This window comes from Fodinibius salicampi (assembly GCF_039545095.1).
In the GTDB taxonomy this organism is placed as follows: domain Bacteria; phylum Bacteroidota; class Rhodothermia; order Balneolales; family Balneolaceae; genus Fodinibius; species Fodinibius salicampi.
In genome coordinates this window covers 367,048-383,377 of sequence record NZ_BAABRS010000004.1, presented here as the reverse complement: position 1 = coordinate 383,377, position 16,330 = coordinate 367,048, and the positions used below count along the sequence as shown (strand labels likewise).

General features: G+C 42.4%; 16 protein-coding genes. 6 read left to right on the top strand and 10 right to left on the bottom strand.

Features of this window, described 5'->3' with window-relative positions; genetic code table 11:
• Positions 1 to 202: 202 nt before the first annotated feature.
• Positions 203 to 1,420, bottom strand: coding sequence for a putative manganese transporter (locus tag ABEB05_RS15220; protein ID WP_265790985.1), 1,218 nt, complete (start codon positions 1,418 to 1,420; stop codon positions 203 to 205).
• Between the two features lie 300 nt (positions 1,421 to 1,720).
• Here ABEB05_RS15220 and ABEB05_RS15215 point away from each other — a divergent pair, with 300 nt between their 5' ends.
• The 3 genes from ABEB05_RS15215 (at position 1,721) to ABEB05_RS15205 (ending at position 3,605) form a co-directional block, all read left to right on the top strand.
• A complete protein-coding gene (locus ABEB05_RS15215; protein WP_265790987.1) occupies positions 1,721 to 2,557 on the top strand; it encodes a ZIP family metal transporter in 837 nt (278 codons plus the stop codon).
• 67 nt (positions 2,558 to 2,624) lie between these two features.
• Positions 2,625 to 3,005, top strand: coding sequence for a response regulator (locus tag ABEB05_RS15210; RefSeq protein WP_265790989.1), 381 nt, complete (start codon positions 2,625 to 2,627; stop codon positions 3,003 to 3,005).
• A 126-nt stretch (positions 3,006 to 3,131) separates the two neighbouring features.
• Positions 3,132 to 3,605 carry a hypothetical protein gene (locus ABEB05_RS15205; protein WP_265790991.1) on the top strand — a complete coding sequence of 158 codons (474 nt, stop codon included), beginning with the start codon at positions 3,132 to 3,134 and terminating at the stop codon, positions 3,603 to 3,605.
• 15 nt (positions 3,606 to 3,620) lie between these two features.
• Here the strand turns inward: ABEB05_RS15205 and ABEB05_RS15200 are convergent, their stop codons facing one another.
• The 4 genes from ABEB05_RS15200 to ABEB05_RS15185 form a co-directional block, all read right to left on the bottom strand.
• Positions 3,621 to 5,111, bottom strand: a complete 1,491-nt coding sequence (locus ABEB05_RS15200; protein ID WP_265790993.1) for a PH domain-containing protein — start codon at positions 5,109 to 5,111, stop codon at positions 3,621 to 3,623.
• The gene (locus tag ABEB05_RS15195) at positions 5,104 to 5,589 is read right to left on the bottom strand and encodes a PH domain-containing protein (RefSeq protein WP_265790995.1); all 486 of its coding nucleotides are present in this window, start codon (positions 5,587 to 5,589) and stop codon (positions 5,104 to 5,106) included. The genes ABEB05_RS15200 and ABEB05_RS15195 overlap by 8 nt, the downstream gene beginning before the upstream one ends.
• 92 nt (positions 5,590 to 5,681) lie before the next feature.
• Positions 5,682 to 5,858, bottom strand: a complete 177-nt coding sequence (locus ABEB05_RS15190; protein WP_265790997.1) for a histone H1 — start codon at positions 5,856 to 5,858, stop codon at positions 5,682 to 5,684.
• A gap of 124 nt (positions 5,859 to 5,982) precedes the next feature.
• On the bottom strand, positions 5,983 to 7,266 hold the full coding sequence (locus ABEB05_RS15185; protein WP_265790999.1) for an MFS transporter: 1,284 nt from the start codon (positions 7,264 to 7,266) through the stop codon (positions 5,983 to 5,985).
• Positions 7,267 to 7,379: 113 nt separating this feature from the next.
• On the opposite strand from ABEB05_RS15185, the gene ABEB05_RS15180 reads away from it, so the two are divergent.
• Together ABEB05_RS15180 and ABEB05_RS15175 are read left to right on the top strand one after the other, a co-directional pair.
• Positions 7,380 to 7,952 (top strand): hypothetical protein, encoded by a 573-nt coding sequence (locus tag ABEB05_RS15180; protein WP_265791001.1) that lies wholly within the window; start codon positions 7,380 to 7,382, stop codon positions 7,950 to 7,952.
• Between the two features lie 146 nt (positions 7,953 to 8,098).
• Positions 8,099 to 9,337: a Gfo/Idh/MocA family protein gene (locus tag ABEB05_RS15175; RefSeq protein ID WP_265791003.1), complete on the top strand. Its 1,239-nt coding sequence runs from the start codon at positions 8,099 to 8,101 to the stop codon at positions 9,335 to 9,337.
• 15 nt (positions 9,338 to 9,352) lie between these two features.
• On the opposite strand, the gene ABEB05_RS15170 is transcribed toward ABEB05_RS15175, so the two are convergent.
• On the bottom strand, positions 9,353 to 9,790 hold the full coding sequence (locus ABEB05_RS15170; protein WP_265791005.1) for a 5' nucleotidase, NT5C type: 438 nt from the start codon (positions 9,788 to 9,790) through the stop codon (positions 9,353 to 9,355).
• A 256-nt stretch (positions 9,791 to 10,046) separates the two neighbouring features.
• Here ABEB05_RS15170 and ABEB05_RS15165 point away from each other — a divergent pair, with 256 nt between their 5' ends.
• The gene (locus ABEB05_RS15165) at positions 10,047 to 11,243 is read left to right on the top strand and encodes a CynX/NimT family MFS transporter (protein WP_265791007.1); all 1,197 of its coding nucleotides are present in this window, start codon (positions 10,047 to 10,049) and stop codon (positions 11,241 to 11,243) included.
• Positions 11,244 to 11,292: 49 nt separating this feature from the next.
• Here the strand turns inward: ABEB05_RS15165 and ABEB05_RS15160 are convergent, their stop codons facing one another.
• The 4 genes from ABEB05_RS15160 to ABEB05_RS15145 all read right to left on the bottom strand — a co-directional run bounded on the left by ABEB05_RS15160 (position 11,293) and on the right by ABEB05_RS15145 (position 16,327).
• Positions 11,293 to 12,861: a DEAD/DEAH box helicase gene (locus tag ABEB05_RS15160; protein ID WP_265791009.1), complete on the bottom strand. Its 1,569-nt coding sequence runs from the start codon at positions 12,859 to 12,861 to the stop codon at positions 11,293 to 11,295.
• Between the two features lie 241 nt (positions 12,862 to 13,102).
• On the bottom strand, positions 13,103 to 14,011 hold the full coding sequence (locus ABEB05_RS15155) for a sterol desaturase family protein (protein ID WP_265791011.1): 909 nt from the start codon (positions 14,009 to 14,011) through the stop codon (positions 13,103 to 13,105).
• A gap of 142 nt (positions 14,012 to 14,153) precedes the next feature.
• Positions 14,154 to 15,149, bottom strand: a complete 996-nt coding sequence (locus tag ABEB05_RS15150; RefSeq protein ID WP_265791012.1) for a universal stress protein — start codon at positions 15,147 to 15,149, stop codon at positions 14,154 to 14,156.
• Between the two features lie 38 nt (positions 15,150 to 15,187).
• Entirely contained in the window at positions 15,188 to 16,327 is a 1,140-nt protein-coding gene (locus tag ABEB05_RS15145) for a DUF368 domain-containing protein (protein ID WP_265791013.1), read from the bottom strand.
• Between the last annotated feature and the right edge of the window lie 3 nt (positions 16,328 to 16,330).

Below are 16,330 nucleotides of genomic sequence, written 5' to 3'. Positions count from 1 at the left end.
TTAATAAAGGTTCTTCTCTAAACAAAGTAATCACCCATATAATGGAGATTCTATAAGTGCAGGAAGGTAAGGAAAAGTCTCCGAAATAAACAGTCTATACCTCTTCCTTTTTGCCTTTTATAATCAGCCTTTCATACAAATTTAGCTAATTGATAGGAAAAGAAACACGAAGGGTGACAGGTACTTACCATAGCCATACTTACTATCCGAGCACCCCAAATCCCATGCTGGCATATGGCCAAAAATAGTAGATTAAAATTCCCACAATCAGGGCCGGTATAGTTGTGTAAATAGTAGCAATAATGGCCGCTTTCATATCAATAGCCATAAGCGGAAACAGCGCATCGCCATCTTGACTGATAGCATTGGCCACCAAAGCCGAAAAGGGAATTTGATTGCTTGCATAAAGCGTGGCAAAAATAATCTGAGGACCACATCCAGGCACAATACCCAGCGCAGCTCCTGCTACCGGTGCCCAAATACCTACGGCCGCTGCCAGTGTTCCAATATCCAGTGAGAATATAACTATCGAATATTCATAAATCAGATATGCAGCAATAACCCACACAGTAACCATACTTGTTTCCATTGCAGCATGTTTAAACGTATCGTAGGTATTAGCAAAATCACGCATTTGGCCCGAACTCCCTTCCCCAATTATACGACGTCCTACAACATACAGATAGAATGATAAGCTCGTACCCAAAAGTCCGGCAACTGTAAATAAGGTTGGAAAATCGAGTCCAAAAGCAAGGGGTACCTCTGGGGCTCCACGACGTAAATACTCAATACCTGCAATTAATCCGGCTATTGTCAATGCCCACCAAGCAATATGAATTCCATGGCTAACCTTGTACAGAAATCCACCATTGCTAACATCAGGAGATATATCATGCTCACAATTTTTATTGATATTGGGGATATTTTGCTTACTGTTGCTTACACTGGCTGTTGCTAAGCTTCCATTCATTACTGAAGCACTAATCTGTTGAAAAGCCCGATCGAGTCGACCGGTACCCAAACCCCAAAAATCAATAGCATAACCAAATAGAATCCCCGCCAATGCCGCCAATCCATACGCATAGAAAGCCGCGACTGGGGCCTGTGTAAGAATAACAAAAGCGGAATCACCGGCCGTTGCGGTAAGAGTTGCTACAACGGTTCCAAAACTAATGGAACCACGCACATATAACGGCATTGCAATAATTGCCCCACCGCAACCGGGTGTCAATCCGAGCAAAACACCTGCAATAGGTTGTAGATGTTTATGTTCTTCGAGAAATCTAACAAGTCGCCCCCCAGATCGATACTGTATATAGCTGAATAATAATACCGTGAGGGCTACAAATGCACTTACCTGAACAAAACCATCACGGACTGAAAATATAAGGATGTCAATAAACTCTTGAGCCGTAATCATATATAAATAAAACAGCTAACTTACCACTTTAGCTTAGTCTGAAAGCAATGGAATTATAAAGTCTAAATATTTGATAAGTTTAATATAATATATATTTTAGTCTAAGCTAAATATGAGCAGAAGAAAATATCTGCCATTCCTTTGGATTGGCAAGTCGTAGACAAATAACGAAGTTAATAGCCTAAAAGATAAGTGAGTACAATCAAATTATTAGAACCAGCTAAATTTTATTTTTATTAAACCATTAATAGGAGTAAACTCATTGCGGAACTTTTAAGATTAATATTCTAATACCAGCATATGGATATCACAGTCATACAGGAATGGTTTTTATCACTTGGAGCTGTTAATCAAAGCCTCCTTGGAGGACTATTCACCTGGGGTTTGACGGCACTTGGGGCTGCCCTTGTCTTTTTCACTAAGAGTGTCAGCCACAAACTGCTGGATGCCATGATGGGCTTTGCCGCCGGGGTAATGATTGCTGCCAGTTTTTGGTCACTGCTTGTTCCCTCTATTGATATGGCCGCGGCACAAGGTCTGATCGAGTGGATGCCCGCTATCATTGGATTTCTAAGTGGCGGTTTATTTTTGAGAGTTTGTGACGAATATCTTCCTCACCTTCATATTGGTATGCCTGTAGAGGAAGCAGAAGGATTACCTACCAGCTGGCGGCGGGCTACATTACTCGTACTGGCTATTACCCTTCACAATATCCCCGAAGGTCTGGCTATTGGCGTACTCTTTGGAGCAGCTGCCTCTGGCATTGAAGCTGCAGGAGGTGCGACTGTTATGGGAGCTGTAACCCTGGCCATAGGTATTGGCATCCAAAATTTTCCGGAGGGGACGGCCGTTTCCATGCCTCTTCGGCGGGAAGGGATTTCGGTCGGTAAAAGTTTTTGGTACGGACAGCTTTCCGGCATTGTAGAACCCATCTCTGCTGTTATTGGGGCCGCAGCGGTTCTCATGATCCAGCCAATACTACCCTATGCCCTTGCTTTTGCTGCCGGGGCCATGATTTATGTAGTTGTTGAGGAGCTTATACCGGAGTCCCAGCATCGAGGAAATACCGATATTGCTACCTTGGGTACCATGCTAGGATTTAGCGTTATGATGGTTTTGGATGTTGCTTTAGGTTAAATCAAAAATAATTACTTTATTAGCTATCTAAAGTTTTTTACTAAGGTGACGGGTTTACCAAATAGCTATGCAAAGAGATCAATCAAAGAAAGTACTCATTGTAGAAGATGATATGATCATCTCTATGGTTTTAGAACGGATGATTAACAAAATGGGGTTTGAAGTTGTTGAAAAAGCAACAACTGGAGAAAAAGCCATAACCCTAGCACAAGAACATGAGCCAGATATCATTTTAATGGATATACAGCTCAAAGATGATATTGACGGAATTACAGCTATGCAAAAAATACGTAAATCATCAGAAGTACCGGTAATCTACATTACTGGCAATTCTGACCAGTATTATAAGGAAAGGGCACAGAAAACCAACTATATAGATTACTTAGTAAAACCCATACAGATGGACGACCTCAAAGAATCCATTAATAAAGTATTTAACAGTAATTAAACGAGCATCTCTGCATAAATCCTGTTGCATTCCTGCTTCCGCATTCCTATCTATTAAGCAGAGGCATCAAAAGTTTTAATTTATATAACAGCTTTTGATTTTCTAGCTGTGTAAAACTGGAGGCTTATGGAAGCTAATCTCTATATTGCAGCATTTGCTGGTTTTATCGGTGCATTTATCCTTACCTTACTCATCTACCTGTTAAAACTGGGAGGTCAAAATCTGGACATTCCCTATCTGATAGGTACTCGTTTCGTCGATCCACAAAACACTCAGAAGGTATATACGGTTGGGATAATCTTACATTTGCTAATTGGAGCCGGATGGGGCGTATTATATGTATTCCTGCTAACAGCCATGGTAGTAACACCCAACTGGCCAGCCGGGATATTATGGGGACTAGGTCATGGTATTTTTGTGGGTTCCGTAATGGGTATTATGGCCGATACACATCCTGAGATCGGAGAAGACAAAGCCATTCCTGATCCCGGAATCATGGGCCAGAAATGGGGATCGCTCATTCCCTATTATGTGCTGGGCCTTCATATTATTTATGGGGCCTCAACGCTCGCTATCTATTACCAATTTGTTTTTGCCTAACCAAAGGATGTGCTATTAATCTTCGCTTGATACTTCGGCGTCAGGGTGATTGAATGGTGTATCCTGTATCTCTGGTTGTGACTGACGTTCCATTGCCAACCACTGCCAATACCGGTTGGCGTCCTGAACTGCTATATCTCTTACGGAAAAAGAGCGGCCCTGATTACCACTTGCTACATGTACAATAAAATCGCGCAAGGTCATACGCTTCTGAAAGGGGTTTTGCTTTAATTGGGTTGCCTGCATCCGATATCGCTTTACAATAGCTGTTTTTTTACTTAATTGTCGCGCACTGATAATAAGAGTATCACCTTCAGTACAAATTCCGGCATCCCTATACTGCTGATAACCTAATAACAGTCCCATAGGCAATAAAAACCAAGTATAGACCCCATATGGGATAGCTGCCCATGCTACTAAAATAACAGGTAGAGTCCACCACAAGGTGCGTATAAGATATCGGCGTAACGCCCTTTTGGGAGGCACTGCTCCTTGTTGCATCATTTCATAGTTATATTCGGGAAGCACCTCTTTCAAAAAACCATGCATTTTACCTTTATCGATAAGGGGAAAGAGAACCGTGGAGTTACCTTCTTTCTCTCCATAACCGGCACTCTCGATTACCAAAGTCACATAACCGAACGGTTGACGCATAAGGCCTTCTTTAACCTGTACAGCCTGAATACGATTAAAGGGAATGGTTAATTGAATACGCTCAAATAATCCGCGTGAAATCAATAATTCATTCTTTCGGACTTCAACGCTAAAGCCGTAGTAAGTGATCAGCGTGGTTATAAAAGAAAACAGCCAAGAGATGAGCAATATACCGATAATTGACATGATAACTAAGGAGGCTGAAGTCGATTGAGGCATATTGGCCTCAATAAACTGATAGATTTCCTCATCTGAAATGAATTGATCTATTTGTGAAAAAGCCGCTCCTACTATTGACAGGGCTACTCCCATTCGTCCGGATGTTGAGGCAGCTACTAGCAGATCGCGAGTTGTAAGCGAATACACCTTTTGTTCCGGTTCGTCCCTGTCTTCATGCTCAATATCCTTTTCCTTCCCATTTACAGCCTGGCGCAGCTTTGATTTCAACTCTTCTGCCTTTTCTCGGCTCAACGCACTTATCTTAGCTTCTTTGGATGAGCTGCCTGCCGTCTTAACTTCTACTGCTACCAGGCCAAATATTCGTTGTATAACACCCGCACTGATATCAATTACCTGGATACGATCTGAAGTTAAATAAAGCTTTTTCCGTACGAACACCCCCTGTTCTATTTTAAGTTCTCCTTCATTTAACTCAAACGTAAAACGCAACCAGGACAATACTCCCCAAATAAGAAGAAGTACTACCATTCCTATAATCCAATAAAGAAGAAAGGTATCTTCGTCTCCACCACCGATAAAAATAACTAGCAAAATTGTGATAAAGTTACCCCGTAAAACGTCTAATGCCTTCGTAATTGCTGCAACGGGATGTTGACGCTCTGGTTTAGACATCTTCTTTGGCTAATCGAGCAAATTTAGAAATTCGATCTCGTACGTCCTCTGCCGTTTCTTCTTCCAGTGCCGGAATGCGATGGGTTGTGGCCGCCGTTGAAATAGTCACATCAGCCAATCCGTAGGAACGAAGAATAGGTCCCTGGCGCGTGTCTACATGCTGGACCCGCTTTACGGGCACCAAAGTGCGGGTAATAATCAGTATTCCACTCTGCAAGTCAATCTCATGTTCATCGACTTGGTAAGACCAACGTTGCCATCGAATTTCAGGAATGAAAAATATTGCTAATCCCGCTAAGACAACCAGACCAAAGGTAATGGCACTAATAATCCAGAGGGACATTTGCCCCGACCCAAGATAGCTGATCATCCACATAGTCAGGGGTATCAAAAACAAGAAAAGCATAGAAAGTAAAGTGGATACACGCCAGGCACTAATTGCTGACTTAGACAAATTGTTTTTAGGTGAAGAACGCATTAACAAATTTTTTTTGAGAAAAATAGCATGTCTAAATCTATAAATAAAAAAAGCCACTTTGCAGTGGCTTTTCTAAGGAAATTCAAACAGAATTAACCGTTGTTTTTAATATCCTGAATTTCCAGTCGTACCTCTTGAGAAAGCTTGCGAAGCTGCTGCAAACCTTTACGAGCACGAGTACCTGCGGCCTTGTTTCCTTTTTCGTAAAACTTTGTCATGTCTTCTTCCACTCCGGCCACAATTCCTTTTAGTTCATCAAATCGGCTCATAGTAATGTATTTTATTATATTAAAGTTGAATATCAGAAAGCTCTTCTTTTTAAGCTATTCCGAATGAATATCCCCTAAGGTACAACATTAGTGCATAAAAGACGACTTTTATTCCTTACTGGCCTCATTTTTCAAGAATAACTTTTTCTGCATCAGGGATGCGGTAAAGCAAGATGAAACCTATAATGAAAAGAACTACGATAACACTCATCCCTATGCGCTGGCTATCAGCAAAAAAGGTCAGCCACCCAACTAATAAGGGTCCAGCAAAAGCCGTTACTTTCCCTGAAAGTGCCAAAAGTCCAAACATCTGGTTCTGGAGATCTTTAGGAGCCACCCTGGCCATATAGGTTCGGCTCGCAGCTTGTGCGGGTCCAACAAAAATGCCAAGCAGCAGCCCAAATACCCAAAACCAGAATACCTCAAAAACAAGAAGTACGGCAGTAGTAGTTGCAATTAAACCTGCCAGTGAATACAACATGGTCTTTCGGCTTCCCAGTATATCATCCAGCCAGGCAAAAGCGATAGCTCCCAATCCTGCGGTTACGTTTAGTCCAATACCAAAAAGAAGCACATCCCGCTCGCCCAAATCAAAAGTGCCTGCCGCATAAATACCGCCAAAAGCAAAAACAGTCGCAAGACCGTCAATAAAGACCATTCGAGCAATCAAAAATTGAACAATCGTCTTATATTTTCGAACCTCACTGACAGAAGCTTTAAGCTGTTTCCATCCAGAACGTACTGCTTGCGACAATGTTACTCCCGTATGGGGACGGTCAGAAGTAAAGCTAAACATCGGAAGAGAAAACACAGCATACCATACGGCTACCAAAACGAAGGTTGCACGAAGATGCTCAGCAGCTGCCTTTTCCAACCCAAAAGGAGGTTGGTCCACATCTACAAACACAAAAAGCGCTATAATGAGACAAACAAGTCCACCGGCATAGCCTAACCCCCAGGACCAACCCGACCAGCGTCCCATTTTTTCATCTGAAGCTAAATCGGGAAGCATAGCATTGTAAAAAATAATAGCAAATTCCGATCCTATGGTACCCAGAAATACGAGTGAAAGAGCTAACAGTACAAATTCCTGAGAAGGCATTACAAACCATAGTCCTGCCGTAGCGGAGATCGATAATAAGGTAAACCAGGCGATCCACGGCTTACGACGCCCCATCTGATCAGCTACGGCACCCAAAAAAGGTGCAGTAAGTGCTATTACCAATCCCGCTGCACCTATAGTATTTCCCCACTGTGTACTTCCCAGCGTATCATTTTCTGCCACAGACTGCATAAAATAGGTAGCAAAAACAAAAGTCTGGATGACGGCAAAAAAAGCGCTGTTGGCCCAGTCATAAAGAGCCCAAGAAAAGAGTGATCTCACCGGCTCCCGATTATTTGTACTCATAAATATTTCCCATTTAATTTATAATACCGTCTATTATGAATGGAATACTTGTGAAATGCAACTTGTTATCTTAACCTGACAAACAGATATAAATTCAAGAACCTATACATTTTATGACCGAGCAGAACAAAAATCTGATCTATATTTATGACACGGATGATCAAAAGATCATTATGATCGATAGCGAAACCGGGGAACGGGTTCGTGAAGAAGATGATGAGGTAACTACCTTTCTCAAGTATCTGGATGAACAACGGGAAGACCAATTACTCCGCAAGTTTGCCGTCTGGTGTACCCGACAAATTAATAAGGAATTAAAACCAATCCAGAAAAAAATCCTGGATCTTGCTGAGAAAGCCATCCAGGAAGATGTAGAAACCAAGGATTTAGAAGAACTGTACAATGAAACAGAGGGAACAGCTGTAGCAGCAGACACCGTGGGTTTGCGTCAGGGGTCTGAAAGTGCCCCTGGCTACCTTGCAGCACGGGAGTGCATCAATCCTAATGCCTTGGAGGGAGCGATACAGGCAGCACGGTTTCATCGCCTGTGGGTGGAAATGAAGGAAAATAAAGAATCACTTTCGGACAAGGCATTGGAAGAAATCAAGGCTTCTTCCGATAGAAGTACGATCCAACAGGTGAAACAAAAACAGACTGACCAACTTCTTGATCTTATGAATGATTAGGGCTACCATCATCACAAATCTGCTCATTTTCAAATAGCGAATTTCTTATTTAAAATTCGAAGTAGCATTTTTCGTGTATATTATTAGTTTATAGGGCATTTGTATTTATCGTCGTCCTCAAAAAAAGATCAAATAAATAGTACTTCATGAAAACACTCAGAGTTGGCTTTATAGGATCAGGATTTATTGCACATTTTATGGCTAAAGCCATGAAGCAGGTGCGCAACTTAGAGCTAACAGCCGTCTATAACCGGAGCGGTGCCCAAGAGTTAGCACAATTTGCAAAAGATAATCGCCTTGGGAATTGTGAAATATATGATTCCATTGAAGAAGTCTGTCAAAATTGCGACGCCGTAGCGGTACTGGCTCCTAACTTTGCCCGGGTAGAATTGGTAGAGGAAATTGTTGATGCCGTAGAGGGAGGAGTGGAACTGCGAGGTATTATCTGTGAAAAACCATTGGGACGTACTATTGCGGAGGCTCAACGCTTGGTAGAGTTAGCTGATTCCGTAAATTTATTAACGGCCTATTTCGAAAACCAAATTCACATGCGAGCCATTAATAATGCCTTGGAACAGCTCCAGCCTCAACAAAAAACCATGGGCTCTTTTACCCTGGCTCGTAGTACCGAAGAGCATGCCGGCCCTCATAACAGCTGGTTCTGGGATCCACGTAAACAAGGTGGGGGTGTTCTCTCCGACATGGGTTGTCACAGCATTGCTGTTTCACGTCATATTTTAACTCCCAAGGGCAAAGCTCCCGATTTTTTACAGGTTGAGTCGGTACAGGCAGACACTTCCTTACTTAAATGGGGCCAACCTCAATACCGAAAAAAGCTGAAGGAAGAATACGGGGTAGATTACGCCGAAACACCGGCAGAAGATTTTTGTACGGGACTTGTTACCTTTCGGAATCCGGAAACCGACCAAATAGTTAAGGCACAGTTTACCGATTCCTGGATGTATGATAAACAGGGTCTTCGCATCACCATGGATGCTCTTGGTCCCGGTTACGCAATGGAAGTCAATACCCTTATATCCCCTCTCGAAGTCTTTATTGGAGATGATGCTGCTGATGCAGTTGCAGATGCCGAAACGGCACTCGAAAAATCAACCGCCTCACGTGGCTTGCTTGCAGTACAGCCAAACGAAGCTGACCTATATGGCTACGTAGGTGAACTTGAGGAGATGAAAAATGCTTTTCTTGATAATAGAGATGCCTATCTGGACTGGAACTATGGCCTGGATATTACACGTATCTGTCAGGCGGCTTATATGGCGGCAGAGCAACAGCAAACGATTGATCTTACCGATCCCCAAGTTAGCAAAGAGCTTGATAATTACCAGTCACTCATTTCACAAGGTGAGGGTGCCCAGGTACTTTAGAAGAGCTTTAGAATTCTAGAGCAAGTAATCCAACACCGAATCCCAGTCGGGAAATTCAGGGCTTTCAAAATGGATATGCTCGCCCCTGAAATTTACTACACCATTGGCTTTTCTGTCATCGATGAGGTAATCGCCGTAATTTAAATTTTTGTGATGACTCAATATAAGCCGTTTGTGTCCGGTTTTGGGCAGATGTTTTTTTACCCATAAATGCTTGTCTGTCCATGCGGAGGGATTATTCCAGGGTGCCGTTGAAAGTATATAGGTATCGAAATGTTCCTGAAGGGTACGAAATCCCTCAATTGCCCCATCCACTGGTGGCAAATCTCTGAAAAAGTCTGGGACCTCATCAAAATCGCCTTCATATTTCTGCCTGAGCTCTTCCGATAATTGATCAATTCCCCACGGAAAATCTACCAGTACATTATCCATATCCACATATACAATACTCATAATCTCATTCCAATACCTAAATTTATGCCGGGTATTACTTAATCGTTTGTAATAACTTTAATTCCTTTGTATCTGTAAAAAAAGTATCCCCATTTTTTCGATCAAAAACCAACAGAAAGATCTTACGCTCTCATTTGTCTCTTCTATCTGTGTCATAGATTTTTTATAAGGGATCAGGTCAGGAATCAAGTATCCATTTTTGTATCTTGGGCTCGCTTCATCATATTGACAACATTTCTTGATCTTAACTTAACGAATGGCAGCCTCTTCTCCCTACGAGCAAAATTCTACTTTACAGAATATTCTCCTTATCAGTGGAATTGTACTTATTGCTCTTAACTTACGACCAGCTCTTGCAGGGGTAGGACCTCTTATTGGGACGATCCGGAATACTACCGGACTTTCCAATACGATGCTTGGCTTGTTGACAACACTGCCTCTGCTTGCTTTTGGCGTAATCTCCACCCTTACCCCTTTATTTACCCGCCGGCTGGGTATTGAAGGCACAATGGCGCTAGCAATGGGAATACTAACCGGGGGGCTTTTTCTTCGCGTAATCCCAACCAACTTTGCCCTTTTCGGGGGCACCCTTCTGGCGGGTATTGCCATTGCATTTGGAAATGTACTACTGCCCAGTATAGTTAAGCGCGATTTTCCTAATCACACAGGAATTATGACCAGCGTATATTCAAGTATTTTAGGGCTTGGTGCCGCCATTGCCGCGGGTATTAGTGTTCCCCTGGCTTTCGACCTGAATTGGGGCTGGCATTGGTCACTCGGAGCCTGGGGTTTTGTTGCTGCCCTCGCTTTTATCTTCTGGCTTCCCCAATTAAAAGATCTCACGCTTCCCAGAAACAAGAAAACCTTCCTGACCTCTTTAAAAGAACTTGGGAATTCTTTAACTGCCTGGCAAGTGGCCCTTTTTATGGGGCTCCAGTCACTGGCATTCTATGTAATTTTAGCATGGCTGCCAGAAATTCTTCAGGATAGAGGGCTTACAGCAACTTCCGCCGGATGGATGTTATCGCTTTCGCAGGGGATGGGCGTGGTAGGAACCATTTTCATACCATTATGGGCCGACAAAACTAACGATCAACGAGGCCTCGTTTGGATTTTATTAGGTATGGAGGCTATAAGTCTCATGGGACTTTTATTTCCGGATCCGTTTTTAGTCGGACTTTGGGTTTCCCTTATTGGCTTTTCACTCGGAGGGAGCTTTGGCTTGTCGCTGCTTTTTATTGTTCTGCGTTCCCACGATACCGAAGCGGCCACGGCTCTTTCTGGCATGGCACAATCGATCGGATACCTTTTAGCAGCAATTGGACCAACCCTTTTTGGTGCACTTCATGATATAACGGAAGCCTGGGTAGTTCCGCTTGTCTTTCTCTTTATAGTAGCTATAGCAAAACTTTTTGCAGGTCTTGGGGCTGGAAAGCCACAGGAAATAAACTAATTCCCTGTGCTTCTTCCCAATTAATTACTCGCCGATATCAAGGATAAAATTAAGCTACTTTTACCCTGACTTTCTTTCCTTTTACCCGGTTACTATTCATAAACTTCAATACATCTTCTACATGCTTACCAGGAACATCCACAAAAGAATGGTGAGGATGGATATCAATATTGCCTATAACATTACCGGGAACGTTAGATTCTCCTGCAATGGCTCCCACCAAGTCACCGGGATAGACATTATTTTTCTTACCCACATTAAAATGCATCTTTATCATTGCTGAATCATCATAACTTTTGCTTGTACTATCGGATTGATCCGGCGATTCACTAGCGGCAGTAACCTTCTTTAATAACGCTGCTGCAACTTCAATGGTTGTAAAACGATCATCCGCAAAAGATTCTATCTGCTCAATGAAAGGCCGTAAACTACCCTTCTCCAGCACTTCTACCAAGTCATCCATTTCACCGGTTATACGTGATTCCTGCACCTCTGCTGTAGATGGTAAATTCAGTGGCTGTAACTGGTTCTTAATTTGCTTCTCAATACTACGAAGCTGTTTCTTTTTATTTTTGGTCGTAAAAGTAATAGCCATTCCTGATCGACCCGCACGTCCGGTTCGACCAATGCGATGCACATAATATTCCGGATCATGTGGAATATCATAATTGAATACCACTTCAATATCCTCGATATCAAGTCCACGCGCCGCTACATCCGTACCTACCAAAATATCAATGGCTCCGCTGCGGAATTTTGCCATGACTCGGTCCCGCTGATTTTGGTTAAGATCACCATTAATAAAATCCGTAGAATAACCGCGGGATTGCAGTTCTCTGCTCACTTTTTCTGTTTTTCGCTTTGTATTGCAAAAAACCAGAGCCAGTTTAAATCCATTGATATCCATAAATCGACAGATAGCTTCCGTCCGTACCGAATCACGTACTTCCACCACATATTGCTCGATATTCGGAGCCGTAACTTTTTTACGCTCAATAGCGATAGTCTGCGGATTATTCATGTACCGCTTCATAATTTTTTGGATGCCTTTAGACATCGTCGCTGAAAACATAATCGTCTGAACGGGCTGATCCGCATACGATAGGATTTGCTCCATATCATCCCGGAAACCCATATTCAGCATTTCATCGGCTTCATCAAAAACAACGCGCTGCAATTGATCTAATTTCATGGTGCCTCTTCGAAGGTGGTCAATCGTACGTCCGGGAGTTCCTACCACAATATGGGCACCTCGTTTCAGGGCTTTAATCTGCCGGGATATAGATTGTCCCCCATAAACCGGAACTACATGCAATCCATCTATATGCTTGCCTATTTTAATAAGTTCTCCAGTAACCTGAATTGCAAGCTCGCGGGTAGGACACATTATAATGGTCTGCACTTCCTGTACCGAAATATCGGTCTGTTGAACAACAGGAATACCAAAAGCTGCTGTTTTACCGGTTCCCGTCTGGGCTTGTCCTACTATATCCTTTTGATTTAATAGCGGAGGAATGCATTGTGTCTGAACGGGTGTGGGCTCTTCAAATCCCATATCTGTGAGACCTTGAAGAATAGGTTGGCTGAGATTAAGCTCAGCAAAAGTCAAATCTGTCATAAATTGAATAAAAGTAAATGAGTATTATAAAGTACCTGACGTCAAAAAGTATGCTTTTAATAGCAGTATTTTTACCTGCTATCCTAAAACCGTACACGAAAGGTACCGACAGACCTAAGAGAAGGATGTAAGAACCTGTTTAAATGAATAGGTAGGTTTATGTAACACCAGAGCGGCTAATATACGGATAATTATTTCCAATCCACATTACTAATTATTTGGTGTCAAAAAAAATATGAGATTATTCTTCTCCCGGAACCGTAGTGCTATTCACTTCAACCTGTTTCTCTTTTTCAACACGAGCCTGTTCGGCAGGACTTGCAAATAAAATAAACAGCCAATCCCGCCAGCCTTCAGCTTTTTTCAGATCTTTCCAGATAGCAATAAATTCATGGAATACCAGATAAACCGGGTTATACGATTCCGGCGGCTTTGTAATTCCGTAGTTAGGCGTATTGAGCTCAGGCTGGAATGTTCCGAATATCCGATCCCATATAATCAATGTGGAACCATAATTTTTATCCAAATAGTGATCATCCTTTGCATGATGGACCCTATGATGAGACGGAGTAGTAAAAATAAATTCTATGGGTCTGGGCAGCTTGTCGATAAGCTCTGTATGAATCCAAAACTGGTACAAAACTGCTATCTGATGACATATAAAGAACACCACGGGATGGAAGCCAGCCATTGCTACAGGTAAGAAGAAGATCACTTTAAAGCCCTGAACCCAAGAGAGACGGAATGAAACCGAGAAATTATACTGCTCCGAGGAATGATGCGGTACATGGGTAGCCCACCAAATGCGTTGCTCGTGTGCTATACGATGTGCCCAATACCTGCAAAAATCAAGAAATACAAAGCACAATGGGAACGACCACCAGGTATAGGGTATTCGCCAGGGCATCATATTATAAAACAACAGGATAAGAGCAAAAATACTTACCTTTGTAAGTGAACTTACAATAATATTGCCGATTCCTATGGCCGTGGATGCCCAAAAATCCTTGCCATCATAAAGATCCCATTTCCGCCAGGCACTAATGGCCCACTCAATAAATACGAGAGCAAACATAATAGGTGCCGCATAAATAATAATCGGGGGAAGTCCCATCGCCATGAGCTCTTCAACAGTAATCAGTTCGGGCATAAAAAATTGAATCTAAACTAATATTTCGAATTTTAACATATTGTTTATTATACGCTATTTAAAATAATAAAGGACCGAAAATAATCGGGTTTTAATTTTATTCACCCCTCAGCCGTGTCCACTTCCGGCCAATTTATTAATACTACCGCTCTCTCAATTTAGAAACATCAGGCTTCACGGTTACGACCGGAATATCAAGATATTGGGCGACCTTTTCGGTTGTGGAACCCAGAAAGAGGTGTGCCCAGCCGCTATGCCCGTGCGTAGCCATCACCACAACATCTGCATGCTCACCGGCATAGTTTTCGATACCTACATGAGCAGTAACGCTTTTCTCTATAACCGTATGGAAATTCACTGTATGACTTGAGGCGCCCTCTGTTATGACAAACTGATCCTCAAAATCTACTTCCCCACGGTTAATCTGGATATTTTCCAGATTCTCACCATCCAGATAATCTTCCAGCGAATCTATTAGTGCTTCATAAATATTTTCTTCATCTGATTTTTCAGGATTCCGTTCCCTGCCATCATCCAGGGAACTACCATATAGCTCAATGGCGTGATAAAAAGTGATTTTCGCTTTATAAATATCAGCTATCAAAAGTGCCATTGAGAGAGCAGACAAGGATATTTTTGAACCATCAGTAGGCAATAATATGCGCTCTAACCCCTTGGACGATAACCCGGCATCCACCGTGAATACCGGAATTTCGGAATGTCTGATCACCTTCTCCGTTGTTGACCCTCGCAATAAATGGGAATCATGGCGGCCTTTGGAAGCCATCACGATCAGGTCATAGTCTCCTGCTTCGGCCCAGTCCAACATTCTGGACGACGGCTTCCGACCTATTCTGCAAATAGCCTCTCCTCTGTGCTCATCAGCAAGGTGAGTATCCATAAGCTCGTTCAATTTTTGGACCGCTTCTTTTTGAGCTTTGGGATATATCTCTCCTTCTGTATCCAAAGAACCTTCCAACCTCGAAATACTCTCATGAAAATACTTCAGTGTAGGAATTATATGGATGAAATCGACTTTGGCATCAAAATGATGAGCAATTTCCTGGCTGTGTGCATAGGCCGATTCAGCATTTTTAGAAAAGTCAGTAGGTACTAAAATTTTTTTAATAGTCTCCATGAAACAATATTAATTAGTTCATTTAGCTTTATAAAACATTATCCTTTCGCTCGCAAAGAGTCAACTCCGACAACCATAAAAAGTCCGATTATCATCCCCCATATTCCGCTGTAGAAATGGTCGGTTTTGACTCCCTCCACTGTTATATATGGAACAAACGGCTCACTTCTGATAAGCTTCTGCTTAACCGTTTCTACTTTTACTTTCTTAAGGCGATCCAACTCTGCATCGGGATTTGTGATTTCTCCCAGTCGATCATATTCCGGCTGCTGTTTATTAGGAGTTTTGCTTAGTAGTTCCTGAACCTTTGAACTATTATATGCAAGGACCTCCTCTTTCGTGACAATTTCGGAATAGGTGCGATCCTGATAAGGCCAAATTACATACAACGATCCTATCAAGAAGCCGATAAGTATTGCTAATGTTTGGGCTTCATACCGATTCAGCAGCCACGATAAGATTCGTGAAAAAAGTACGAGACCAAATATAGCACCCAATCCGAACGGCAGTAGATTTATCAGGCTACTGAAAGTATCTAGTGTACCCAGTTTTCCAATTTCCGAAAGAATATAATCATATTTGCGCAGAATAAGCAGAATATAAGATCCTGAAATACCCGGTAAAATCATTGCACAAATAGCTATTGACCCGCTGATAAAAATAAACCATGACGATTCGGGCGTAGCCGTTGGCACTAAGGTAACCACCCAAAATCCAACGATAGTCCCCAAAGCAATCAATAGGCCGTGCAGCCAGTTAAAGCCCTCAATTGCTTTAGCCAGCACAAAAATTGAACCCACAATCAAACCAAAAAATAGTCCATATACCAATTCCGGATCGGTAAACATATATACCTGTAGAGGCACAATCTTAGTAAAGAAAAAGACCGCGCAGGCCATGCCTGCTAGCAGCATAACCATAAATTTCCACTCGACCTCGCTAAGGGCCTGTCTGAACTTTAAGGTAACCAATCGCTTGATAAAGCTATAGTCAAAGCTGCGAATGGCATCGATCAGCCGGGTATATATGCCGACAATGAGGGCCATTGTTCCCCCGCTGACGCCCGGAACCACATCCGCGGATCCCATTAAAAAACCTTTAATTAAAAGAAAAGGAGCTTCTTTCCAGGAGGTGGGTGTTTGATTATCGTCTGCTGATTTTTGTTTGGTTTCAGGCAATGG

What these genes read in the sequence shown, in the direction of transcription:
- ABEB05_RS15165 (WP_265791007.1), top strand. Translation starts at nt 10,047, where the DNA reads ATGGCAGCCTCTTCTCCCTACGAGCAAAATTCTACTTTACAGAATATT.
- ABEB05_RS15195 (WP_265790995.1), bottom strand. Translation starts at nt 5,589, where the DNA reads ATGCGTTCTTCACCTAAAAACAATTTGTCTAAGTCAGCAATTAGTGCC.
- ABEB05_RS15150 (WP_265791012.1), bottom strand. Translation starts at nt 15,149, where the DNA reads ATGGAGACTATTAAAAAAATTTTAGTACCTACTGACTTTTCTAAAAAT.
- ABEB05_RS15215 (WP_265790987.1), top strand. Translation starts at nt 1,721, where the DNA reads ATGGATATCACAGTCATACAGGAATGGTTTTTATCACTTGGAGCTGTT.
- ABEB05_RS15210 (WP_265790989.1), top strand. Translation starts at nt 2,625, where the DNA reads ATGCAAAGAGATCAATCAAAGAAAGTACTCATTGTAGAAGATGATATG.
- ABEB05_RS15175 (WP_265791003.1), top strand. Translation starts at nt 8,099, where the DNA reads ATGAAAACACTCAGAGTTGGCTTTATAGGATCAGGATTTATTGCACAT.
- ABEB05_RS15220 (WP_265790985.1), bottom strand. Translation starts at nt 1,420, where the DNA reads ATGATTACGGCTCAAGAGTTTATTGACATCCTTATATTTTCAGTCCGT.
- ABEB05_RS15170 (WP_265791005.1), bottom strand. Translation starts at nt 9,790, where the DNA reads ATGAGTATTGTATATGTGGATATGGATAATGTACTGGTAGATTTTCCG.
- ABEB05_RS15205 (WP_265790991.1), top strand. Translation starts at nt 3,132, where the DNA reads ATGGAAGCTAATCTCTATATTGCAGCATTTGCTGGTTTTATCGGTGCA.
- ABEB05_RS15190 (WP_265790997.1), bottom strand. Translation starts at nt 5,858, where the DNA reads ATGAGCCGATTTGATGAACTAAAAGGAATTGTGGCCGGAGTGGAAGAA.
- ABEB05_RS15185 (WP_265790999.1), bottom strand. Translation starts at nt 7,266, where the DNA reads ATGAGTACAAATAATCGGGAGCCGGTGAGATCACTCTTTTCTTGGGCT.
- ABEB05_RS15160 (WP_265791009.1), bottom strand. Translation starts at nt 12,861, where the DNA reads ATGACAGATTTGACTTTTGCTGAGCTTAATCTCAGCCAACCTATTCTT.
- ABEB05_RS15180 (WP_265791001.1), top strand. Translation starts at nt 7,380, where the DNA reads ATGACCGAGCAGAACAAAAATCTGATCTATATTTATGACACGGATGAT.
- ABEB05_RS15200 (WP_265790993.1), bottom strand. Translation starts at nt 5,111, where the DNA reads ATGTCTAAACCAGAGCGTCAACATCCCGTTGCAGCAATTACGAAGGCA.
- ABEB05_RS15155 (WP_265791011.1), bottom strand. Translation starts at nt 14,011, where the DNA reads ATGCCCGAACTGATTACTGTTGAAGAGCTCATGGCGATGGGACTTCCC.